Here is a 21664-nt window from a genome sequence, read left to right on the forward strand (position 1 = left end):
ACGCCTGCCCGGTGCCGGAAGGTTAATTGATGGGGTTAGCTAACGCGAAGCTCTTGATCGAAGCCCCGGTAAACGGCGGCCGTAACTATAACGGTCCTAAGGTAGCGAAATTCCTTGTCGGGTAAGTTCCGACCTGCACGAATGGCGTAACGATGGCGGCGCTGTCTCCACCCGAGACTCAGTGAAATTGAAATCGCTGTGAAGATGCAGTGTATCCGCGGCTAGACGGAAAGACCCCGTGAACCTTTACTATAGCTTTGCACTGGACTTTGAATTTGCTTGTGTAGGATAGGTGGGAGGCTTTGAAGCGTGGACGCCAGTCTGCGTGGAGCCAACCTTGAAATACCACCCTGGCAACTTTGAGGTTCTAACTCAGGTCCGTTATCCGGATCGAGGACAGTGTATGGTGGGTAGTTTGACTGGGGCGGTCTCCTCCTAAAGAGTAACGGAGGAGTACGAAGGTGCGCTCAGACCGGTCGGAAATCGGTCGTAGAGTATAAAGGCAAAAGCGCGCTTGACTGCGAGACAGACACGTCGAGCAGGTACGAAAGTAGGTCTTAGTGATCCGGTGGTTCTGTATGGAAGGGCCATCGCTCAACGGATAAAAGGTACTCCGGGGATAACAGGCTGATACCGCCCAAGAGTTCATATCGACGGCGGTGTTTGGCACCTCGATGTCGGCTCATCACATCCTGGGGCTGAAGCCGGTCCCAAGGGTATGGCTGTTCGCCATTTAAAGTGGTACGCGAGCTGGGTTTAGAACGTCGTGAGACAGTTCGGTCCCTATCTGCCGTGGACGTTTGAGATTTGAGAGGGGCTGCTCCTAGTACGAGAGGACCGGAGTGGACGAACCTCTGGTGTTCCGGTTGTCACGCCAGTGGCATTGCCGGGTAGCTATGTTCGGGAAAGATAACCGCTGAAAGCATCTAAGCGGGAAACTTGCCTCAAGATGAGATCTCACTGGAACCTTGAGTTCCCTGAAGGGCCGTCGAAGACTACGACGTTGATAGGTTGGGTGTGTAAGCGCTGTGAGGCGTTGAGCTAACCAATACTAATTGCCCGTGAGGCTTGACCATATAACACCCAAGCAATTTGCGTCGAAAGGCCAGATTGCGGTGTGTGAAGACGAAATGAACCGAAAGTTCGACTCTTGCAAACACCGAAAGCTATCACATACCCAATTTGCTGAAGCGAGGCCATCTGGTCCCGAGTCAGTACCCGAATTTCTTGACGACCATAGAGCGTTGGAACCACCTGATCCCATCCCGAACTCAGTAGTGAAACGATGCATCGCCGATGGTAGTGTGGGGTTTCCCCATGTGAGAGTAGGTCATCGTCAAGATTAAATTCCGAAACCCCAATTGCGAAAGCAGTTGGGGTTTTGTTTTGCCTCCGAGAAAGTCCCTGACAAGCCGATTTCGATCTAAACGTCGACCCCAGCCGTCGCCAGGACTGCCATTCGGGAAAATCGCGCTGAAGTGACCGCTCGGTTTTTGGTATGGTGCAGCTCGTTTTTTAACGGATTGATGACATGCCCACGGATCGGCACACATTCTTTGTTAAAGAGTTGTTGTAGAAATGCCAGAACCAATCCCGATCAAGGATCACGAAAAAGAGACGCGGCTGGTCAACAAGCGGTTGATCGCCTGCGCCTTGTTCGTTTTCGCCGTCAGCTGTGCGCTTGTGGTGCGCATGTACATCCTGCAAGTGGTGGAATTCGACTACCACTCGACCATCTCCGAGAACAACCGCGTTCACGTCTTACCGATCCCGCCGACGCGCGGGCTGATCTATGACCGCAACGGCATATTGCTCGCCGATAACCGCCCCAGCTACAACCTGATCATCACCCGCGAGCGCGCCACCGACGTCAATCAGGAGCTGGACGAGGTCGTCAACCTTCTGCACCTGCCTGCCGAAGACCGTACGGTGTTCGACAAGGCCATGAAGCAGTCGCGTCATCCCTTTGTGCCGGTGACGCTGTTCTATGAGCTGACTGAAGAACAGATCGCCGTACTGGCAGTCAACGAGTTCCGTTTGCCGGGCCTCGATGTTGAGCCCCAATTCGTTCGTCACTACCCACTCGGCCCGCACTTTGCCCATTCGATTGGCTATGTCGGCCGTATCAACGAAAAAGAATCCAAGACCCTCGACTCCGTGGAGTACCGCGGCACCCAATCCGTGGGTAAAACCGGTATCGAGCGTTTCTACGAGCCTCAGCTGCATGGCCACGTTGGTTATGAGGAAGTCGAAACCAACGCTCAGGGCAGGGTTCTGCGGGTTCTCAAACACACCGATCCGGTCCCAGGGAAAAACATTGTCCTGAGCCTCGACGTCAAACTGCAGGAAGCCGCTGAAGCTGCCCTAGGTGATCGCCGTGGTTCGGTAGTGGCCCTCGACCCTTCCACTGGTGAAGTGCTCGCCATGGTCAGTAACCCGAGTTTCGACCCGAATCTGTTCGTGACCGGTATCAGCTCCAAGGAATACTCGGCACTGCGCGACTCTATCGACCGGCCACTGTTCAACCGTGTCCTGCGCGGTCTGTACGCACCGGGTTCGACGATCAAACCGGAAGTGGCAATTGCCGGTCTCGACAGCGGCGTCGTCACGCCACAAACCCGGGTCTTCGATCCGGGTTACTACCAACTGCCGGACTTCGATCACAAATACCGCAACTGGAACCACAGCGGCGATGGCTGGGTAGATATGGACGCAGCGATCATGCGTTCCAATGACACCTACTTCTACGATCTGGCCCACAAACTCGGTATCGACCGCCTGCACGACTACATGGCGATGTTCGGCCTCGGCGAAAAGGTTTCGCTGGATATGTTCGAAGAATCCTCCGGCCTGATGCCGTCTCAAGCCTGGAAGCGCGCGACGCGCCGTCAGGCGTGGTTTCCGGGCGAAACGGTAATCCTCGGCATCGGTCAGGGCTACATGCAAGTGACGCCGCTGCAACTGGCTCAAGCGACGGCATTGATCGCCAACAAGGGCGTGTGGAATCGTCCGCACCTGGCGAAGACTGTCGACGGTGTGGCGCCGGTAGACGAGCATCCGATACCGAACATTCTGCTGAAGAATCCGCATGACTGGGAACAGGTCAACCACGGCATGCAGATGGTGATGCACGATGCCCGTGGTATTGCTCGGGCGGCAGCGGTGGGTGCTCAATACCGCATCGCTGGCAAGAGCGGTACCGCACAAGTGGTAGCGATCAAGCAGGGCGAACGCTACAACCGCGCGAAAACCCTTGAACGCCACCGCGACAACGCCTTGTTCGTCGGCTTCGCGCCGGCGGAGCATCCGAAGATCGTGATTTCGGTGATGATCGAGAACGGCGAGGCCGGTGGTCGTGTGGCAGGCCCGGTAGTGCGGCAGATCATGGATGCCTGGCTCCTCGACCAGGATGGCCATCTCAAGCCGGAATACGCGACGCCGACCAAGGCGCCGGGTGATCCGCACGTCTGACCGGCGTCAGCTTCACAGCACAGGCTCACGCAAGCTGAGCATGTGCTGGAAGCTGTCGAGGAACACCGTTTCCGCCTGAGTCATCTTCTGCTCGCGATTCCACAGCAGTTGAATATCGAAATCCACCACGCCGTCCTCCGGCGGCAATCGCCACAACAACCCCTGTTCGACATCGCGCCGCACCAGGTGCGTCGGCAAACAGCCGATACCGAATCCTGCACAGATCAACCGGTAAATTTCTTCGAAACTGGTGGAAGACGCGACGATCTTGCCGGTGAATCCCTGCTGGTCGCGAAACAGCGTCAACGGCGACAGGTTGCCACCCAATTGATCGCTGGTGAAACTGACGAAGTTTTCCGCCGCCAACTCCTGAAGCGTCAGATTCTGTTGTCCGAAAAGTCGATGACGCTGCCCGCAAAAGTACGCATAAGTCTCGCGAAACAGGACCCGCTGCTCCAATCGCGGTTGTGGCAAACGACACAACCCAACCCCCACCGTGGCAGTTTTTTGCAGTAATGAACTGATGATGTTCGAGCTGCCCATCACCTCGACTTCCAGCTCGATTTTCGGATGAGTTTCATGGAAGTCAGCGAGGAACTCGTCGTAATGCCGCGCCTGCACGCCGCTGACGGTAAGGATACGGATCTTGCCGACCACATCGTCATGGCGGTTCTCGACCACCGTGCCCAACCGTGAGATATCGCCGTAGATGTCCACGGCAATACGCAGCACCTCTTCGCCGGTTTCGGTCAGCTCAAAACGCCGCCCGCTGCGCGCGATCAACACACAATCCAATTGTTCTTCGAGGCGTTTCAACGCCTGGCTGACTGCCGACTGCGTGATGTGCAGGCGTGCGGCGGCGCGGCTCATGCTGCCTTCCTGACCGATCACCAGATAGGTGCGCAGCAGGTTCCAGTCCAGCCGGTCATTGAGAAAACGCCGGCCGACCCACGGGTTGGAAGTGGAAGTCACGAAAACTCCAGGTAGTAGCAACGCTAATAGTTAGCTTAAGTTTTTGAAAATTGACTAATCCTGTCACGGAAGCGATAAAGCCCACAAGCGCCACAGAGCGTGACCGTCAGCCGCCTCGACACCTGCCCAAAACTATAAATACACAGGGTTCTTGCATGCACACCACCGCTCAGCCGCGTCGCGCCGCGGCCGCTGCCTTCATTGGCACGACCATCGAGTTTTACGACTTCTACATCTACGCCACAGCCGCCGCGCTGGTGCTCGGCCAAGTGTTCTTTCCCAGCAGCGATCCGGTGACCAGCACCATGGCCGCATTCGGTAGTTTCGCCGTTGGCTTCATTGCACGGCCAATGGCGGGCATGGTCTTCGGTCATCTGGGGGATCGCCTCGGACGCAAGAAAATGCTTCTGGTGACCATGGCGTTGATGGGACTCGCCACCGCCGGCATCGGTCTGCTGCCGAGTTACGCCAGCGTCGGAATCTGGGCGCCAATTGGTTTGATCGTGCTGCGCCTGATCCAGGGTATTTCCGTCGGTGGCGAATGGGGTGGGGCAGTGCTGATGGCCAGCGAACACGCGCCGGCCAAGCGCAAAACGTTTTACGCATCCTTCGCGCAACTCGGCAGTCCGGCAGGTTTGTTATTGGCGTTGATCGCGTTCCGTCTGGTGACTTCACTGGAGCCGGAAGAGTTTCTCGCCTGGGGGTGGCGTCTGCCGTTTCTCGCCAGCGGTGTGCTGATGATGGTCGGCCTGATGATCCGTTCCGGCGTGCATGAATCGCCGGAGTTCGCCAAAGCCAGGGACAACAACGAAACCGCGCAATACCCGGTGAAAGACGTGATTCGTCAATGCTGGCGGCAGATCCTGTTCGCCGCTGCCGCAGTCACTATTGGCTCGGCGGGGTTCTTCTTCACCAACACCTTCATGATCACTTACGTCACCCAATATCAGGGCATACCCCGGGCGACAATTCTCGATTGCCTGTTTCTGGTAACGATCATCCAACTACTGTCGCAACCGCTGTCGGCGTTGCTCGCCGAGCGTATCGGTGAAGGCCGGTTTCTGATGTTCGTCGCGTTGTTGTGCATCGTCACGCCGTACCCGATGTTCCTGCTGGTCGGCACGCAGAACATCGTGCTGATGACCCTCGGCATCGCCCTCGCCGTGGTCATTCTCTCGGCACTTTATGCCGTGATTGCCGGTTACATGACTCAAGCGTTCCCGGTGCACCTGCGCTACTCGGGAATCTCTATCGCTTATCAGTTGAGCTGCGCGCTGGCCGGTGGCACCACGCCGCTGATCGGCACGCTGCTCGCCAGTAAATTTTCCGGGCAATGGCTGCCGCTGGCGGTGTTCTTCAGCCTGCTGTCTGCCGTGTCGTTGATCGGGGTGTGCGGGCTGGCTCGCCTGCGCGCCAACCCGGTCGTCCTTCATTCCAGCAAAGAGGTGTATTCGTGAGTAAACCCGCCCACATCGATCCGATCGAATGGCAAGCCCGTTGTGAACTCGCTGCGTTGTATCGCTTGATCGCGCACTTTCGCATGACCGACCTGATCGATACCCACATCACTCTGCGCATTCCAGGCCCGGAGCATCATTTTCTGATCAACCGTTACGGGGTGATTTTCGACCGTATGCGCGCCTCGGATCTGGTGCGCATCGATCAGGACGGCAACATCGTCGATCCCGAATACGCCGGGCATCGAGTCAACGCCGCAGGTTTCGTGATTCACTCGGCGATCCACATGGCGCGGGAAGATTTGAACTGCGTGATCCACACCCATACCGCCGCTGGCATGGCGGTCGCAGCGCAGAAACACGGGCTATTGCCGATCAGTCAGCACGCCCTGAAGTTCTACGGAAAACTCGCTTATCACACCTACGAAGGCATCGCCTTGTCGCTGGATGAGCGCGACCGTTTGATTGCCGATCTCGGCCCGCATCGGGCGATGATTTTGCGCAATCACGGCTTGTTGGTCGGTGGTTCTGGCGTCGCTCAGGCGTTTCAGGAAATCCACTTTCTCGAGCGTGCCTGCCAGGCTCAGGTCGCCGCATTGGCCGGTGGTTCGGAGCTGCATTTCCCGTCACCGGAAATCTGCGCGCACACCGCCGAACAGTTCGACCGCGATGAGCAGGACAACATCATCGACCTGGCCTGGGAGGCCGCTTTGACCCTGATCGAATCCCAGCGCGAGTCCTACCTTTCATGAACACCGTTGCTCTGTTGTCCCGCGACACACTGTTGCTCAAGCAATTGCAGGAAGCGTTCGCTCGCAGCGCGCCGCAACTCACAGCGGTACTGGCCGAAGACCCGCAAGCGAAAAATGCGCAGGTCGCCGCCTGCTGGTTTCCATTGCCGGGCAGTCTTGCCAAGTTGCCCAATCTGCAAGTGATCCATTCGGTGGCGGCGGGGATAGATCATTTGGAACACGATCCATCGTGCCCGGATCTGCCAGTGTGCCGGGTGGTCGATCCCGGCCACCGGCAGGGCATGACCGAGTACGTGCGCTGGGCGGTGATTCACTATCATCGCGGCTTCGATCAAGTGCTGGTGCAGCAACGACAGCAGCACTGGGAGCGACCGCTGCAACGTCCGGCCAGCCAATTCAGAATCGGTGTGATGGGCCTCGGTTCGCTGGGGAGTGCGATTGCGCTGGATCTGGCCGCCGCCGGTTACGCGGTACGTGGCTGGGCGCGCAGCAGCAAGGATTTGCCCGGCGTACAAACCTTCGCGGGTGCCGACAGCTTCAATGGTTTTCTGAACGGTGTGGAGTTGCTGATCAACCTGTTGCCGCTGACCGATGAAACCCGTGGCATCCTCAATCAGCAGACCTTCGAGCGGTTGGCCAACGGTGCCGCGCTGGTCAATGTCGGACGCGGCGCCCACCTCAATATCGAAGATCTGCAACAGGCCCTGAAACAAGGAAAACTGCGCGGTGCGATGCTCGATGTGTTCGAACAGGAGCCGCTACCGGCCGAGCATCCATTATGGAAAACTCCCGGCGTCACCATCACTCCGCACATGGCTTCGGCAGCGTCCCACGATTGCATCGCCGAACAGATTACCGAAAACTTTCGGCGACTGAATAGCGGCGAATCATTGCTCAACAGTGCAGATCGGCAACTCGGTTACTGATCCGCCAGACACGCCTGCAAGCGTTCGATGAACAGCGTTTCGGCGCGGCTCATGCGCTGATCGCGGTTCCACAGCAAGTGGATATCGACATCGGCAATCCCTTCGTGCGGCGGCAGGCGCCAGAGCAATCCGGCTTCGACGTCTGCCGCGACCACGTGCTCCGGCAGACAGCCAATACCGAACCCGGCAATCACTAATCGGCGCACTTCCTCGAGGCTCGGCGATGACGCAACAATGCGTCCGCTGAAGCCCTGTTGATCACGAAAAATCGTCAACGGCGAAAGCATGCCGCCGATCTGGTCGCTGGTGAAACTGACGAAATTCTCGCGCTGCAAATCGCTTTCGCTGACGTCTTCGCGACCAAACAACGCATGGTGCTTGCCACAGAAAAACGCATAGCGCTGACGCAGAAACAGGCGCTGTTCCAGACGCGGTTGTGGTCGGCGATTGAGGCTCAAGCCAAGGGTTGCGGTCTTCTCCTGCAACGCGCTGACGATGTCCGAACTGCGCATCACATCGACCTCCAGATCCACCCGTGGATACTGGCGGTGGAAGTCAGCGAGGAAGTCGTCGAAACGCTCGGAAAAAATCCGGCTGATGATCAGCAGGCGCACCTTGCCGATCACCTCGTCTGCCGGTTGCTCCAGCAGGCTGCTGACCTGCGACATCTGCCCGTAGATTTCACCGGCCAGTTCGAAGATCTGTTCGCCGACTTCGGTCAGGGCAAAGCGCGGCCCCCGGCGAGCGATCAATTGCCGACCCAACTGTTCCTCCAGACGCTTGAGCGCCTGGCTCACCGCCGGTTGCGTCAGGTGCAGACGCGCAGCGGCGCGGCTGATGCTCAGTTCCTGGCCGATCACTCGGAAGGTGCGTAACAGGTTCCAGTCCAGACGATCATTGAGCAGGCGTTGCATAGGCACTCGGCGAGAATTGATGAAGTCGGCAGATGGCAGATCCTAGCATCGTTGCCAGTGCCGCAGCAGGCTTTCAACGTCGTGCCGACAGCTGTTGCGGGGCGAGGAACGCGTCATGGAAGTAGTTACGCAAGGCGTGCATCGCCGGGCTGAATTCCCGCGTGCGATGCCACGCCAGGCCCACGCTCATCGGCGTTACCTTGTCGCTGATGGTCAGGGTTTCTATGCGTTTGCCTTCCAGCGACCAGGGGCGATGCACCAGGTCGGAAAGAATCGCCACGCCGCTGCCATTAGCGACCATGCTGCGTACCGCTTCCACAGAACTGGTGCGCACCCTGACGCTCGGTTGCTGGTGCGCGTTTTCCCAGTAGCGCATGGCGCTCTGTTCGGCTTCATCGACGGTCAGCAGGATGTACGGCTCGCGCGCGACGTCGGCGAGGCTGACCGACGAGCGCTCACACAACGGGTGATGGCTGGGCAGCCATAACCGGCGTTCGGAATTGAACAGGATCTCCGAAACGATATCCGGGTGCGTGAGGTTTGCCGTGAGCACCACCGCCATGTCGAAGCGACCTTCGAGCAATCCTTGCTCGATGGCCGTGCGCTCCTGTTCGTGGACTTCGATGGTGACGTCCGGATGCCAATGTTCAAGTCGTTGTAAATGGTGCGGCAGGAAGTAGCCGATCACCGTGTAACTCGCCGCCAGATGCAACTGCCCGCTGGCGTGAATGTCCGGCATCGGGCTGTTCAGCGCGTCGTCGACACTGCGCAGAATCACGTAGGCACGGTTGAGAAAGTGCCGCCCGGCCTCGGTCAAAGCCATGCCTTGTGCCGAGCGCTGAAACAACAGCGTGCCGAGAATGCCTTCCAGTTCCTTGATCGCCGTGGTCACCGCCGACTGCGAAATATTCAAATGAATCGCCGCTTGAGAAATCTGCCCGATTTCGGCGGTGGCGACGAAATAGCGGACCTGGCGCAGGGTCAGTGACATGGGCGCTCCTGTTGATGAGGTATCTGATTTTCAGAAGATACCCCCTCTGTTTATAAAACTTCCCAATGGGGTGTGCGGAATTTAACTTGGCCCTCACGAAGTCACAAGCGTCAGGGATCAGTGTTATGCAGACAGTAGATTTCAACTCGGACATGGGCGAAAGCTTCGGTCCGTGGACCATCGGCGACGGCGTCGATAACGAGCTGATGGGCTTTATCAGCTCGGCCAATATCGCCACCGGTTTCCACGCTGGCGACCCCGGCACCATGCGCCGCACCGTTGAACAGGCCAAGCGCTTGAACGTCGCTATCGGTGCACATCCAGGCTTTCGTGATCTGGTGGGATTTGGGCGCCGGCACATCAATGCCCCGGCGCAGGAACTGGTCGACGACATCCTTTATCAGTTGGGCGCATTGCGTGAACTGGCCCGGGTTCAAGGCGTGGCGCTGCAACACATCAAACCCCACGGCGCGCTCTACATGCATTTGGCGCGGGACGAGGAGGCCGCCCGTTTGCTGGTGGAAAACCTCCAACGGCTTGAGCCGGAATTGCTGTTGTATTGCATGCCCGATTCGGTGATCTGGCGGGTCGCCAACGAACTCGGCCAACCGGTGATTCGCGAGTTCTATGCCGACCGCGAGTACGACCTCAGCGGCTCGATCGTCTTCACCCGCAACGTGCGTGCGTACGATCCGGAGCAAGTCGCCACGCGAGTTCTGCGTGCCTGTCAGCAGGGCGTAGTGCGCACGGTCGAGGGAGAGGATCTGGAAATCGAATTCGATTCCATCTGCTTGCACAGCGATACCCCGGGCGCATTGGCGCTGGTCCGGGCGACGCGCCGCGCACTCGATGGCGCCGGGATCAAGGTTCGCGCACCACGCTGAAAATCACCCGGCACACAGATGCCAGGGACTGCACCTGTACGCGCACCACCAATCAATTTTTTGCCTGCCTTTCTACAACTATTCCAAGAGGAACAGACATGGCCGAACACACTGTAATCACCCCGTTGCCCGGGACTTTCTATCGCAAGGCTACGCCTGACTCGGCGAACTACGTCGAGGTCGGTGCGCAGGTCAGCGCCGACACTGTGATCGGCCTGATCGAAGTCATGAAGCAGTTTTCCGAACTGACCGCCGGAGTGGCCGGTCGCCTTGGCGCGTTTCTGGTAGAAGACGGCGATCCGGTGGAACCGGGTCAGGTCATCGCAACACTCGACGACGAGTGAGGGCGCGATCATGACTCAAGCCATTCGCAAATTACTCATCGCCAACCGTGGCGAGATTGCCGTGCGGATCATCCGCGCTGCCAAAGAACTGGGCATTTCGACCGTTGCCGCGTGCAGCGAGGCGGACGTCGATTCCATGGCCGCGCGCATGGCCGACGAGCTACACATTCTCGGCCCGGCGCGTGCCGATAAAAGCTACCTCAACGTCGAGGCGCTGCTTGCTGCGCTGAGTGCAACCGGGGCCAACGCAGTGCATCCCGGATATGGCTTTCTTTCGGAGAACGCCGACTTCGCTGAAGCGGTACTCGCTGCCGGGGCGATTTTTGTCGGCCCGAGCCCGGAAACTATCCGGCGCATGGGTGACAAAGCCGAAGCACGACGCACCGCGCAAGAGGCCGGTGTGCCGGTGGTGCCGGGCTCACCGGGTGAACTGTTCGATGTCGACGCGGCGCTCAAGGCGGCCGAGCTGGTCGGTTTTCCATTGCTGATCAAGGCCTCGGCCGGCGGCGGTGGGCGAGGCATTCGACTGGCGGAAAACGCCGCGCAACTGATCGAAGAATTCCCCCGCTCGCAACGAGAAGCCCAGGCTGCGTTCGGCAATGGTGCGGTGTATCTGGAACGCTTCATCAGCAAGGCCCGGCACATTGAAGTGCAGGTGCTGGGTGACGGTCAGCACGCCGTGCACCTGTTCGAGCGCGAGTGTTCGTTGCAGCGTCGGCGGCAGAAGATTTTCGAGGAAGCGCCTTCACCGGTACTCAATTCGCAGCAACGCGAAACACTCTGCGCCAGTGCCGTGCGCCTTGCCGAGTCCCTGGGCTACAAAGGCGCCGGGACTCTGGAGTATCTGTACGACGACGCGACGGGCGAGTTCTTCTTCATCGAAATGAACACGCGGATTCAGGTTGAGCATCCGGTCAGCGAGTTGATCACCGGGATCGATCTGGTCCAGGCGATGCTGCGTATTGCCGGTGGCGAGCCGCTGGGCTTCAAACAAAGCGACATCCAGCTGAAGGGTGCCGCGCTGCAAATGCGCCTGAACGCCGAAGACCCGGCGCGAGACTTTTTTCCAAGTCCCGGTCTTGTCGAAGCACTGAGCTGGCCGCAAGGCGAGGGTATTCGGGTCGATAGCCATCTCTATCAAGGCTACCGCGTGCCGCCGTACTATGACTCGCTGCTGGCCAAGTTGATTGTCCATGGTTCGAACCGTGCCCAGGCCTTGGCTCTTGCTAAAACAGCGGTGGCGCAAACCACACTCACCGGCATGGCCAGCACCTTGTCCCTGCATGGCGAATTGCTGGAGCAACCCTGGCTGCACAGCGCCGACTTCCACACCGGCACCCTGGAAACCTGGCTGGCCGAGCGCCGTAGCGGAGGTAAGTCATGAGTAAGCCAATCCGCTATAGCTTTGGCGCCGACGAACATCTGTTCGCCGAAGTCAGCGACAGCATGTCCCTTGAGGCGTTCTTCAAGGGCATGGCGGTCACCCGTGCAGTCGAGCGTCTGGCGCTCGATGGCGTGCTGGATGTCTGCCTGGCCAACGCCTCGTTCCAGATTCGATTCGACCCGGATCGTATCGAGCCGCAGACCCTGCTTGAGGCTGTCAAAGGCGCAGAGGCCGAAGCAGTCGCCGAGCGCACGTTGCACACGCGGATCATCGAGATTCCGGTGCTCTATAACGATCCGTGGACCCACGAAACCCTGATGCGTTTTCGCGACCGTCATCAAGACCCGAGTTCTACCGATCTGGAGTACGCCGCACGGATCAACGGCCTGGCGGATGTCGATGCGTTTATCGCAGCGCACAGCGGCGCGCCGTGGTTTGTCTCGATGGTCGGCTTCGTTGCAGGGCTGCCGTTCATGTTTCAGATGGTCGAGCGTGAACGCCAGTTGCAGGTGCCCAAGTACCTGCGGCCACGCACCGACACGCCCAAATTGACCCTGGGTCACGGCGGCTGTTTCGGCTGCATCTACTCAGTGCGCGGCGCCGGCGGCTATCAGATGTTTGGCGTGACGCCGGCACCGATCTACGACCCGCAGCAGAACCTCGCGTACTTGAAAGAGCACATGGTGTTTTTCCGTCCGGGTGACATCGTGCAGTTCAAACCGATGGATCGCGAAGCCTACGACCACGCGGTGGCTGAGGTCGAGGCCGGGCGCTTCGATCTGCGGATTCGTCCGGTGGAGTTTTCGCTGGATGCGTTCCTTGCCGACCCGGTCGGCTATCCCAAGTCGTTGCAGGAGGTGCTGGCATGATCAAGGTCATCAAACCCGGTCTCGCCACCTCGGTACAGGACCTCGGACGTGAAGGCTATTACCACTTGGGCATTCCGCCCTCCGGCGCGCTTGATCAATATGCTTTGAGTGCGGCGAATCAACTGGTCGGTAACCCGGCGGGGCTGGCGGCGCTGGAGTGCACGTTGCTCGGGCCGGAGCTGGAGTTTCAGCAGGATGCGCTGGTGGCGGTGTGCGGCGCGCACATGACGCCTCGGGTCGATGGCGTGGAAATGCATCACGACACCGCGTTCGCGGTGAAGGCCGGCCAAGTGCTGCGATTCGATTTCCCCAAGGTCGGGGCCCGCACTTATCTGGCGGTGGCCGGTGGCATCGATGTGCCGCTGGTGCTCGGCAGTCGCTCAACCTATGCCTTGGGCGCGCTCGGCGGTTTTCAGGGGCGGCGCTTGATCGCCGGTGATGAATTGCCGATTGGCGTGGCTAGCGGCAAGGGAAGAGTCGGGGCGAGTTTGCCGATGGCGCTGCGGCAATCGCTGGGTGGCGAAATCACTCTGCGCGTGGTTCCGGGTTTGTACTACGACCGCCTGACCGATGCGGCGGCAGACAGCTTTTTCGCTGACGCCTGGACGGTGGGCTCGGAAGCCGACCGCATCGGCTACCGCTTCAAGGGTGGCAACGCCCTGAGCTTTCAACCCCGCGAGCAACCGTTCGGCGCGGGCTCCGATCCTTCGAACATCGTCGACAGTTGCTACCCGATCGGCTCGATCCAGGTCCCCGCCGGGCTCGAACCGATTGTGTTGCATCGCGACGCGGTGTCCGGTGGCGGCTACGCGATGATCGGCACGGTGATCAGCGCCGATCTCGACCTGATCGGCCAGATGCAACCCAACCAGAAAGCGCGTTTCGTCGCGGTGACTCTGGAAGATGCACTGCAAGCACGACGTTCCTATAAGAAAAAACTCAGCTGCCTGAGCAAGCTGTTCCCTTCCTGATACTGCCCGCCGCATCGCGCGGGTAAAGCCAAACGGTACGTCGCCGCCACACGCTGGTGTGGTGGCGCCTGCCCGCGCTTCAACCTTTGACTGGTTTTGGAGTTCACGCATATGGCTGCTTTATCGCAATCGAGTCAAACCGGGCAGGACCCGGCCAATCATCCCGTTCCAGCCGCAGCGCGCATGGGCCGACTGTCGTTGACCATGGCCTGGTGGGCAGTGTGCAGTGCGATGTTCTACATCGTCGTCGGCGCCTCGCTGGCCTTGTCGTACGGCGCACGCAATGCGCTGATCGGCATGCTGCTGTCGGTGATCAGTTATGGCTTGGTCAACAGTGTGCTCAGTCGCTTCGCGATTCGCAGCGGCTTGTCGGTGGCGTTGTTTTCCAGGTTGTTGTTCGGCAGTACCGGGGCGTGTCTGGCGACGTTGATCTTCTTTTCCACGGCGATCTATTACGCGGTGTTCGAAGGCTCGGTGATCGCCGTTGCGCTCCATCACCTGTACCCGGAACTGGTTTATCCGCTGGCCGCATTGTTGGTGGTGCTGTACAGCGTGCCGATGATTCTCGGCAGCGTGCAGCACTGGCTGGACAAGCTCAACGGCCTGTTGCTGCCGGTGTATCTCGGCGGACTGCTGGTGGCGGTAGGGTTGTCGATCAGCCGTTACGGCTACCAGCCGCAGTGGCTGGATTTCGGCCCGCAAATCCCCAGCGCATTTGGCTGGTGGCATTGCTTTGTCGCCTACATGGGCGTGTGGATTTTGATGCTGTTCACCTTCGATTACGCACGTTTCGGCAAGCCTGAAGATGCTGAATACCACGGTCGCTGGAATTTCGGCATGCCGTTCTACGCCGTGACGTTTCTGCTCAATGGCGCGGCGGGGATCTATCTGGTCAGCAGCATTCCGCACGAAGGTGCACTGAGTGAAGTGTCGGTGGTGATGGCGATTTTGCAGTTGATGGGGCTGTGGGGCCTGCTGTTTGTCTGGGCCACGCAAACCCGGATCAACACTGCCAATTACTACTTGGCGACGCTGAACATGCAGGCGTTTTTTGCGCGTTTTCGCATCAACGGTTCGTACCTGGTGTGGGCGCTGGTCGTCGGGGTGATCGTCTACGGTTTGATGCTTGCGGATGTCTTTGCCTACCTGCTCAAAGCGCTGGCTTATCAGGGGATTTTCGTCGTGGCCTGGGTTGGTGTGGCATTGGCGCAAATCCTCTGCGGGCGCAGTGATGAAGGCGCGCTGGAGAGTGTGCCTGCGTTCAATCCGGTTGGTTTGAGCGCATGGTTCGGCGCGACTGCGTTGGGGCTAGGGTTGATGCTGGCGGGCGGTGGTTTGAGCAGTTTTTCTGCGCCGGCCACGGTGATCGTCGCGTTTGGCTTGCAGGCAGGTTTGTCCCGTCGCAGCCGTTTGCGCCTGCCGTTGACCGAGTAGAAGCGCAACGCTGTCATTCAAACAAGCCCGTTCCCTAAGGGGGAGCGGGCTTTTTTTGTGTTCGATTATAAGCTTGAGTAATAGTCGGAATAATAAATAGAAAATTGACTAATCATAGCCCCGAGACGATAAATCACCCCCAGACAGGCACCTTCAGAGTGCCGCGGATTTAGCGTTTTCCTCCTGCCAAAAACAAATCAAAAGGAGCCCGACCCATGAAGCCCCACGCTTCGAATCAGCCGCGCCGTGCGGCCGCCGCTGCCTTCATCGGCACCATGATCGAGTGGTACGATTTTTACATCTACGCCACCGCCGCCGCGCTGGTGTTCGGCGCGCTGTTCTTTCCTTCCGACGATCCGCTGTTCAGCACCATGGCTGCGTTCGGTACGTTTGCCGTGGGCTTCTTTGCGCGGCCGTTGGGCGGGATCATATTCGGCCACATCGGTGACCGGATCGGCCGCAAGAAATCGCTGATCATCACGCTGTTGATGATGGGTGTGGTCACGGTGTGCATTGGTCTGTTGCCGACTTACGCACAGATCGGCGCGGCCGCTCCGGTGCTGTTGATTGTGTTGCGCGTGGTCCAGGGCATCGCCGTCGGCGGCGAGTGGGGCGGGGCAGTGTTGATGGCAGGCGAGCATGCGCCGAAGGGTCGGCGCAATTTCTTTGCGTCGTTCGCTCAACTCGGTAGCCCGGCAGGTTTGATCCTTTCGCTGCTGGCGTTCAGTGCCGTAACACGTCTGCCAGAAGAAGACTTGATGAGCTGGGGCTGGCGTCTGCCGTTCCTCGCCAGTGCGCTGTTGCTGGTGGTTGGTCTGGCGATTCGTCTGGGTGTGAATGAGTCGCCGGAATTTCTCGCCAGCCGTGAGCAGGCCAGTAAAGAGACGCGCAAAGAACAGGCACCGGTGATGGAGGTCCTGCGTACCGCGTGGCGTCCGCTGTTGCTGTGCATCGGCGCCAACACGCTGGGGATCGCCGGGGTGTATTTCACCAACACCTTCATGATCGCCTACACCACGCAACAACTGGCGCTGCCACGCTCGCTGATTCTGGAATGCCTGTTCTTCGTCGCGATCATCCAGTTCTGCGTTCAGCCGCTGGCGGCGTGGACGGCGGAGAAGATCGGCGCTACGCGGTTTCTGTGTCTGATGTCGCTGCTGGCGATGGCTTCGCCGTACCCGATGTTTGTGCTGGTGAGTTCGGCGCAGGCACCGCTGATCATCCTCGGTATCGCCTTGGCGGTGGTGTGCATGGCGTCGTTCTATGCGGTGATTGCCGGTTACGTCAGCGGCATGTTCGAGACCCGCGTGCGTTACACGGCGATCTCGCTGGCCTACCAGATTTGCGGCGCGGTGGCCGGTGGCTTGACGCCGCTGGTGGGCACCCTGCTCGCGCATAAATTCAGCGGCCAATGGTGGCCGTTGGCGGTGTTCTACAGCCTGATCGCCGCTGTTTCGCTGATCTGCGTGCTGTCCCTCGCGCGCCGCCATGCCAGCGCCCATCGCGCAGAAATGGCTCAGGCCTGATCCCGAATTCCAGGAGAAATCTCATGTTGAAAATCAATGGCGAACGCCTGTGGGCAAGCCTGATGGCGATGGCCGAAATCGGCGCGACGGCTCGCGGCGGCAGTTGCCGTCTGGCGTTGAGCGATGAAGACAAGGCAGGCCGCGAACTGTTTGCCCACTGGTGCCGTGAGGCGGGCATGAGCCTGAGCGTCGATGCCATTGGCAACCTGTTCGCCCGCCGCCCCGGCACTGACCCGGACGCCGCGCCAGTGATGATGGGCAGTCACCTCGACACCCAGCCTGAAGGCGGGCGTTTCGACGGTGTCTACGGCGTACTCGCCGGGCTCGAAGCGGTGCGCTGCCTTAACGATCAGAAGATCAAAACCCGCAAACCGCTGGAAATCGCGGTGTGGACCAACGAGGAGGGCGCACGCTTCACCCCGGCGATGTTCGGCTCGGCGGTGTTTACCGGAATCATGGATCTGGATGCTGCGCTGGCCGTGCGTGACGCCAATGGCGTCAGCGTTGCCGAAGAATTGCAGCGCCTCGGTTATGCCGGTGATCGGCCATTGGGCGGCGCGGTGGATGCGTATTTCGAAGCGCACATCGAGCAAGGCCCGATCCTCGAAGACAATGCGAAAAGCATTGGTGTGGTGACGGGCGGTCAAGCGATTCGCTGGCTCGATGTGCGCGTCGAAGGCATGGCCGCGCATGCCGGCACCACGCCGATGCCGCTGCGCAAAGACGCGTTGTATGGCGTGGCACGGATGATTCAGGCGATTGAAACGCTGGCCACCGATTTTGCGCCGCAAGGTCTGACCACCGTCGGTGAATTGAGCATCAATAAATCGTCGCGCAACACCATTCCCGGGTTGGTGAATTTCACTGTCGATCTACGGCATCACCGCGACGAGGCCATCGCTGAGATGGAACAACAAGTGCGCACGCGCTTGCAGGCGATTGCCGATGAGCGCGGTTTGAGCTTGACGATTACCCCGCACTGGATCAGCCCGGCGACACCGTTCGACGCCGAGTGCGTGGCGGCGGTGCAAGAGGCGGTGGACGCGCTGGGCTACGCTGAGCAATCGATTGTCAGTGGCGCCGGGCATGACGCGATTCTGCTCGCACGTTATTGCCCGACGGCGATGGTGTTCATCCCGTGTGTCGGTGGCCTGAGCCATAACGAAGCCGAAGACGTGTTGCCCGAGGATGTGCGACAAGGCACCGACGTGCTGCTCAACGCCGTCCTAGCCCGCGCCGAAATATCCGAATAAAGCCCCAACCCCCTGTGGGAGCTAGCCTGCTAGCGATAGCGGTATGTCATCCAATATTTTCGGTGACTGACAGGACGCAATCGCTAGCAGGCTAGCTCCTACAGTTGAACGCATTTGCTGACTGACAGGAATTCACCCCATGCGCAGTTTTTTCCATCCCGAACAATTGCTCCACCATCCACGCAGTTACTACTCCCGTGGCCAGATGCGCACACCGCAGGAAGTCCCGGAACGTGCGCAGCGTCTGGTCCAGGCCGCGCACGGTTTGGGTTTCAGCGTCGAGCAACCAACCGACGCCGGTCTCGCCCCATTGCTGGCGGTACACGGTGCGCCATACCTGACTTTCCTTCACGAGGCTCACGCACGCTGGAAGGAAATCCCCGAAGACTGGGGCGATGAAGTGATGTCGAACATCTTCGTTCGCGAACCGAATGCCCTGCGCGGCATCCTCGCTCAGGCTGCACGCTATCTGGCGGATGGCAGTTGCCCGGTGGGTGAGCAGACCTGGCGTTCGGCCTATTGGTCGGCGCAAAGCGCAGTGGCTGGCGCCCGGGCGTTGATTGATGGTGAGCCGGCGGCGTATGCCCTGTGCCGTCCGCCGGGTCACCATGCCCGCGCCGAAGCGGCCGGTGGTTTCTGCTACGTGAACAACGCGGCAGTGGCAGCGCAGGTGCTGCGCGACAAGTTCGCCAAAGTCGCGGTGCTCGACACCGACATGCACCACGGTCAGGGCATTCAGGAGATTTTCTACGACCGCGATGACGTGCTGTATGTCTCGGTGCATGGCGATCCAACCAACTTCTACCCGGGCGTGGCCGGGTTTGCCGAAGAGCGTGGCGCGGGTGCGGGGGAGGGCTGCAATCTCAATCTGCCAATGGCCCACGGTGCGAGTGAGGCGGATTTTCTTGGTCAACTGGAAGTGGCACTGACAGCAGTGCGCGAGTTCGGCGCCGAGGTGTTGGTGCTGTCGTTGGGCTTCGATATTTATGAGCTGGACCCGCAGAGCAAAGTCGCGGTCACCCGTGAAGGTTTTGCTGCGCTGGGCGAGCGGATTCGCAGCCTTGGCTTGCCCTGCCTGATCGTGCAGGAGGGTGGTTATCATCTGGAAAGTCTTGAAGACAATGCGCGGGCATTTTTTGTGAATGGCGAAGTTTGGCAGCTCTGATATTGATGTGATCTGACAGGACGCTATCGCTGGCAAACCAGCTCCCACAGGTATTTCAGTGAGTTCACTTAATCCCTAAACACCATAAATCCTGTGGGAGCTGGCTTGCCAGCGATGAGGCCATCAATATTTCGAAAAATCAGGCCCCAGGCACCGGACAGCTCATGTCACCTTCTTCACACTTCAAATACTCCTTCAGAGTATCGACCCGCACTTTGGTCACGCCCGCCAGGCAATTGCTGTAAATCATCGGATAAACACTCCCGGCCGATACGGCGGACGCAGAAAACTTGCACTCCGCATCACGAAACCCCACCCACGCTCGCTGCGCGCTTACCAGCAGCTTTTTGGTATCCGCGTTGTCCTTCAATCGATCGCTGATCTGCTGATACACCTTGTTCAGCTCATTATCGGCTGCCTTGAAATCCTGCCCGGCGCACTGATTCATCGTCGCCTGATCGTTGGCATTGGCGCAGTCTACGGCGGCGTGGGCGAGGGAAGTGAACAGCAGTGGTGTCAGGGCCAGAAGCATACGTAGGGACATGAGGTTCTCGCTGTGTTAATGGGAGTGCAGAACAGTGTAGCGGTCCCCGGAGCCTTATTCGGACACTTGTCGCCTGGATGCTTCCAGCAAGCGATCTGCGGTTGCCGCAATTTCCTCGCCTTCATGCAACATTTCCAGCCAGTGGGCAGGAATGGCCCGAACCCCATAGTAGGCCCCTGCCAACTGGCCAACGATAGCTGCAGTAGTGTCGGCGTCGTCGCCCAGGTTGGCGGCTTGCAGAATCGCCGATGTGAAATTGTCTGTGTGATGAAAGCACCAAAGCGCGGCTTCCAGCGACTCGACGCAATATCCGCTGCCGCGGATTTCGCCTACAGATTTATCGAGGTAATGCCCCCGCGCAATCGCTGCGACTTTAGTCTGGCTGAAGGTAGAAAGGGGCAAGCTGCGCAGCTCTGTTTTGGAGGCACCCAGCAAGGCGTTAACGATCAGGCTGGCAAACAATTGGCAGCATTCGATGGCTTCAGGAGCTGCGTGGGTTGTCCGCGAGCTGTCGGCAGTAAATTTCTGGATTTGTCGGGTGTCAGGAAAGTAGAACAACGCCACCGGTGCCAGTCGCATCAGTGAACCATTGCCGGCCGTGAGCGGGTCGGTCGATCCGGCAAAAGGCTCACCGGTCTGCTGGTACTGCGCCAAGGCCTGACTGACCGTCATGCCAATATCGAAACACTCACCGGTCGAACTGAGGTATCCCCATTTCCACCAGTTGAGGTAGCGACCCATCTGATCAGCGGCATCGAAGCCGTTTTTGTTCAGCAGACTTTCCGCCAGACACAACGCCATTGAAGTGTCGTCGGTCCACTGCCCGGGCTTGAGATGAAAAGGACCTCCACCGACCATATCGGTCAAGGGCTGGAATGAACCCCGTGGCTTGAACTCAAGCGTTGTGCCGACTGCGTCGCCGCAAGCCAGTCCGAGCAAGGCTCCGCGATAACGTTCGGATAAGGATGGCTGCATGATTCGTCCCTGTTTCGTCCAGATTCGCGGAAAAAGGTAACAGTTTCATCGTGTGCGTGGTGTTTGAAATCGCAGGATTTCCGGTCAGTAAATGCCGCCGGATGTTTCCTGTCAGATAAGAAGCTATTACTGCTTTGATACAACTTCAGGTTGGACATGTGGTCATACAAGCCTACTGTTCAGAACAGGAGGTGACGTATGAAACCAGTACCTAACAGTTTCGAACGCAAAATCATGCTCAAGGCGACACGCTCCCATGTCTGGCGTGCATTGGTCGATGCCGAGGCGTTCGGCCAGTGGTTTGGCGTTGCGCTGGAGGATCGGCGGTTTATCGCTGGCGAGTGGACGCAGGGGCAGGTCACGTATCCCGGTTATGAACATGTGTTGTGGAATGTGCTGGTCGAACGGGTCGAGCCGCAGCAGCTGTTTTCGTTTCGTTGGCACCCGTATGCGGTCAATCCGAAAATCGACTATTCCCAGGAGCCCACCACGCTGGTCAAGTTCGAGCTGGAGGACTTCAACGGCGAAACCTTGCTCAAGGTCTCCGAATCCGGTTTTGCGCATATTCCCGATGTGCGTCAGAAGGAGGCCTATTACATGGACAGCCGTGGCTGGGAGGAGCAATTGAGCAGACTGGAAAATTATCTTGTTGAAAGCGCCAAGGCGCGTGAGCGGGACAAGGATTGATTGGATTGATGTTTGAACCCTGGTTGCTGCGCGGCTGGCTGGCCGTCGACCCGAAACGGGTGCACGGTGAGCGATAACCAGCAGCCACAGGCGCTCAGACAGCTGAAAGTCGCGGATCTCGCAGCCTCGGCGCTCGACTCCCTAC

At 59.0% G+C, this 21664-nt stretch carries 19 protein-coding genes and 2 rRNA genes (1 of these 21 running past the window's edge); 16 read left to right on the forward strand and 5 right to left on the reverse strand.

Going from position 1 to position 21664, the window contains the following annotated elements; all coding sequences use genetic code 11:
• From ACTWLJ_RS16465 to mrdA, 3 genes are all read left to right on the forward strand, one after another.
• A 23S ribosomal RNA gene (locus ACTWLJ_RS16465) occupies positions 1-1076 on the forward strand (it extends 1818 nt beyond the left edge of the window).
• A gap of 150 nt (positions 1077-1226) precedes the next feature.
• Positions 1227-1342 (forward strand): 5S ribosomal RNA (gene rrf / locus ACTWLJ_RS16470).
• A gap of 236 nt (positions 1343-1578) precedes the next feature.
• On the forward strand, positions 1579-3471 hold the full coding sequence (mrdA, locus tag ACTWLJ_RS16475) for a penicillin-binding protein 2 (protein WP_401218107.1): 1893 nt from the start codon (positions 1579-1581) through the stop codon (positions 3469-3471).
• A gap of 12 nt (positions 3472-3483) precedes the next feature.
• Here mrdA and ACTWLJ_RS16480 read toward each other — a convergent pair whose 3' ends face one another.
• Positions 3484-4443 carry a LysR family transcriptional regulator gene (locus ACTWLJ_RS16480; RefSeq protein WP_401218109.1) on the reverse strand — a complete coding sequence of 320 codons (960 nt, stop codon included), beginning with the start codon at positions 4441-4443 and terminating at the stop codon, positions 3484-3486.
• Positions 4444-4598: 155 nt separating this feature from the next.
• Here ACTWLJ_RS16480 and ACTWLJ_RS16485 point away from each other — a divergent pair, with 155 nt between their 5' ends.
• From ACTWLJ_RS16485 to ACTWLJ_RS16495, 3 genes are read left to right on the forward strand one after another with little or no spacing between them, the layout of a single operon-like run.
• The gene (locus ACTWLJ_RS16485; RefSeq protein ID WP_445177590.1) at positions 4599-5900 is read left to right on the forward strand and encodes an MFS transporter; all 1302 of its coding nucleotides are present in this window, start codon (positions 4599-4601) and stop codon (positions 5898-5900) included.
• Positions 5897-6652: a class II aldolase/adducin family protein gene (locus ACTWLJ_RS16490; protein ID WP_445177591.1), complete on the forward strand. Its 756-nt coding sequence runs from the start codon at positions 5897-5899 to the stop codon at positions 6650-6652. Before ACTWLJ_RS16485 ends, ACTWLJ_RS16490 begins: the two co-directional genes overlap by 4 nt.
• Positions 6649-7578, forward strand: a complete 930-nt coding sequence (locus tag ACTWLJ_RS16495; protein WP_445177592.1) for a 2-hydroxyacid dehydrogenase — start codon at positions 6649-6651, stop codon at positions 7576-7578. Before ACTWLJ_RS16490 ends, ACTWLJ_RS16495 begins: the two co-directional genes overlap by 4 nt.
• Here ACTWLJ_RS16495 and ACTWLJ_RS16500 read toward each other — a convergent pair.
• Positions 7572-8492, reverse strand: coding sequence for a LysR family transcriptional regulator (locus ACTWLJ_RS16500; protein WP_445177593.1), 921 nt, complete (start codon positions 8490-8492; stop codon positions 7572-7574). The genes ACTWLJ_RS16495 and ACTWLJ_RS16500 overlap by 7 nt on opposite strands.
• Before the next feature lie 73 nt (positions 8493-8565).
• Positions 8566-9483: a LysR family transcriptional regulator gene (locus ACTWLJ_RS16505; protein ID WP_445177594.1), complete on the reverse strand. Its 918-nt coding sequence runs from the start codon at positions 9481-9483 to the stop codon at positions 8566-8568.
• 125 nt (positions 9484-9608) lie between these two features.
• Between ACTWLJ_RS16505 and ACTWLJ_RS16510 the strand changes: the two genes are divergently transcribed.
• From ACTWLJ_RS16510 to ACTWLJ_RS16550, 9 genes are all read left to right on the forward strand, one after another.
• The gene (locus ACTWLJ_RS16510) at positions 9609-10367 is read left to right on the forward strand and encodes a 5-oxoprolinase subunit PxpA (RefSeq protein WP_445177595.1); all 759 of its coding nucleotides are present in this window, start codon (positions 9609-9611) and stop codon (positions 10365-10367) included.
• Positions 10368-10465: 98 nt separating this feature from the next.
• The gene (locus ACTWLJ_RS16515; protein WP_445177596.1) at positions 10466-10711 is read left to right on the forward strand and encodes an acetyl-CoA carboxylase; all 246 of its coding nucleotides are present in this window, start codon (positions 10466-10468) and stop codon (positions 10709-10711) included.
• 10 nt (positions 10712-10721) lie between these two features.
• Positions 10722-12095 carry an acetyl-CoA carboxylase biotin carboxylase subunit gene (locus ACTWLJ_RS16520; protein WP_445177597.1) on the forward strand — a complete coding sequence of 458 codons (1374 nt, stop codon included), beginning with the start codon at positions 10722-10724 and terminating at the stop codon, positions 12093-12095.
• Complete coding sequence (locus ACTWLJ_RS16525; RefSeq protein ID WP_445177598.1) at positions 12092-12964, forward strand: 5-oxoprolinase subunit B family protein; 873 nt, start codon at positions 12092-12094, stop codon at positions 12962-12964. The genes ACTWLJ_RS16520 and ACTWLJ_RS16525 overlap by 4 nt, the downstream gene beginning before the upstream one ends.
• Entirely contained in the window at positions 12961-13935 is a 975-nt protein-coding gene (locus ACTWLJ_RS16530) for a biotin-dependent carboxyltransferase family protein (protein ID WP_445177599.1), read from the forward strand. Before ACTWLJ_RS16525 ends, ACTWLJ_RS16530 begins: the two co-directional genes overlap by 4 nt.
• A gap of 111 nt (positions 13936-14046) precedes the next feature.
• Positions 14047-15369, forward strand: a complete 1323-nt coding sequence (locus ACTWLJ_RS16535) for a purine-cytosine permease family protein (protein WP_445177600.1) — start codon at positions 14047-14049, stop codon at positions 15367-15369.
• Between the two features lie 215 nt (positions 15370-15584).
• Positions 15585-16895, forward strand: coding sequence for an MFS transporter (locus ACTWLJ_RS16540; RefSeq protein ID WP_445177601.1), 1311 nt, complete (start codon positions 15585-15587; stop codon positions 16893-16895).
• Positions 16896-16918: 23 nt separating this feature from the next.
• A complete protein-coding gene (locus tag ACTWLJ_RS16545) occupies positions 16919-18148 on the forward strand; it encodes a Zn-dependent hydrolase (protein ID WP_445177602.1) in 1230 nt (409 codons plus the stop codon).
• Between the two features lie 139 nt (positions 18149-18287).
• A complete protein-coding gene (locus ACTWLJ_RS16550) occupies positions 18288-19313 on the forward strand; it encodes a histone deacetylase family protein (RefSeq protein WP_445177603.1) in 1026 nt (341 codons plus the stop codon).
• A gap of 139 nt (positions 19314-19452) precedes the next feature.
• Here the strand turns inward: ACTWLJ_RS16550 and ACTWLJ_RS16555 are convergent, their stop codons facing one another.
• On the reverse strand, positions 19453-19857 hold the full coding sequence (locus ACTWLJ_RS16555; RefSeq protein ID WP_445177604.1) for a lysozyme inhibitor LprI family protein: 405 nt from the start codon (positions 19855-19857) through the stop codon (positions 19453-19455).
• Positions 19858-19911: 54 nt separating this feature from the next.
• A complete protein-coding gene (locus ACTWLJ_RS16560) occupies positions 19912-20832 on the reverse strand; it encodes an ADP-ribosylglycohydrolase family protein (protein ID WP_445177605.1) in 921 nt (306 codons plus the stop codon).
• 198 nt (positions 20833-21030) lie between these two features.
• Between ACTWLJ_RS16560 and ACTWLJ_RS16565 the strand changes: the two genes are divergently transcribed.
• Positions 21031-21519 (forward strand): SRPBCC family protein, encoded by a 489-nt coding sequence (locus ACTWLJ_RS16565; protein WP_445177606.1) that lies wholly within the window; start codon positions 21031-21033, stop codon positions 21517-21519.
• Positions 21520-21664 lie beyond the last annotated feature (145 nt).

Source organism: Pseudomonas sp. McL0111, from assembly GCF_052567255.1.

Coding starts and splice junctions, on each gene's coding strand:
- ACTWLJ_RS16565 (WP_445177606.1), top strand. CDS start 21,031: ATGAAACCAGTACCTAACAGTTTCGAACGCAAAATCATGCTCAAGGCG.
- ACTWLJ_RS16500 (WP_445177593.1), bottom strand. CDS start 8,492: ATGCAACGCCTGCTCAATGATCGTCTGGACTGGAACCTGTTACGCACC.
- ACTWLJ_RS16555 (WP_445177604.1), bottom strand. CDS start 19,857: ATGTCCCTACGTATGCTTCTGGCCCTGACACCACTGCTGTTCACTTCC.
- ACTWLJ_RS16540 (WP_445177601.1), top strand. CDS start 15,585: ATGAAGCCCCACGCTTCGAATCAGCCGCGCCGTGCGGCCGCCGCTGCC.
- ACTWLJ_RS16550 (WP_445177603.1), top strand. CDS start 18,288: ATGCGCAGTTTTTTCCATCCCGAACAATTGCTCCACCATCCACGCAGT.
- ACTWLJ_RS16525 (WP_445177598.1), top strand. CDS start 12,092: ATGAGTAAGCCAATCCGCTATAGCTTTGGCGCCGACGAACATCTGTTC.
- ACTWLJ_RS16505 (WP_445177594.1), bottom strand. CDS start 9,483: ATGTCACTGACCCTGCGCCAGGTCCGCTATTTCGTCGCCACCGCCGAA.
- ACTWLJ_RS16560 (WP_445177605.1), bottom strand. CDS start 20,832: ATGCAGCCATCCTTATCCGAACGTTATCGCGGAGCCTTGCTCGGACTG.
- ACTWLJ_RS16485 (WP_445177590.1), top strand. CDS start 4,599: ATGCACACCACCGCTCAGCCGCGTCGCGCCGCGGCCGCTGCCTTCATT.
- ACTWLJ_RS16545 (WP_445177602.1), top strand. CDS start 16,919: ATGTTGAAAATCAATGGCGAACGCCTGTGGGCAAGCCTGATGGCGATG.
- ACTWLJ_RS16535 (WP_445177600.1), top strand. CDS start 14,047: ATGGCTGCTTTATCGCAATCGAGTCAAACCGGGCAGGACCCGGCCAAT.
- ACTWLJ_RS16530 (WP_445177599.1), top strand. CDS start 12,961: ATGATCAAGGTCATCAAACCCGGTCTCGCCACCTCGGTACAGGACCTC.
- ACTWLJ_RS16495 (WP_445177592.1), top strand. CDS start 6,649: ATGAACACCGTTGCTCTGTTGTCCCGCGACACACTGTTGCTCAAGCAA.
- ACTWLJ_RS16515 (WP_445177596.1), top strand. CDS start 10,466: ATGGCCGAACACACTGTAATCACCCCGTTGCCCGGGACTTTCTATCGC.
- mrdA (WP_401218107.1), top strand. CDS start 1,579: ATGCCAGAACCAATCCCGATCAAGGATCACGAAAAAGAGACGCGGCTG.
- ACTWLJ_RS16510 (WP_445177595.1), top strand. CDS start 9,609: ATGCAGACAGTAGATTTCAACTCGGACATGGGCGAAAGCTTCGGTCCG.
- ACTWLJ_RS16520 (WP_445177597.1), top strand. CDS start 10,722: ATGACTCAAGCCATTCGCAAATTACTCATCGCCAACCGTGGCGAGATT.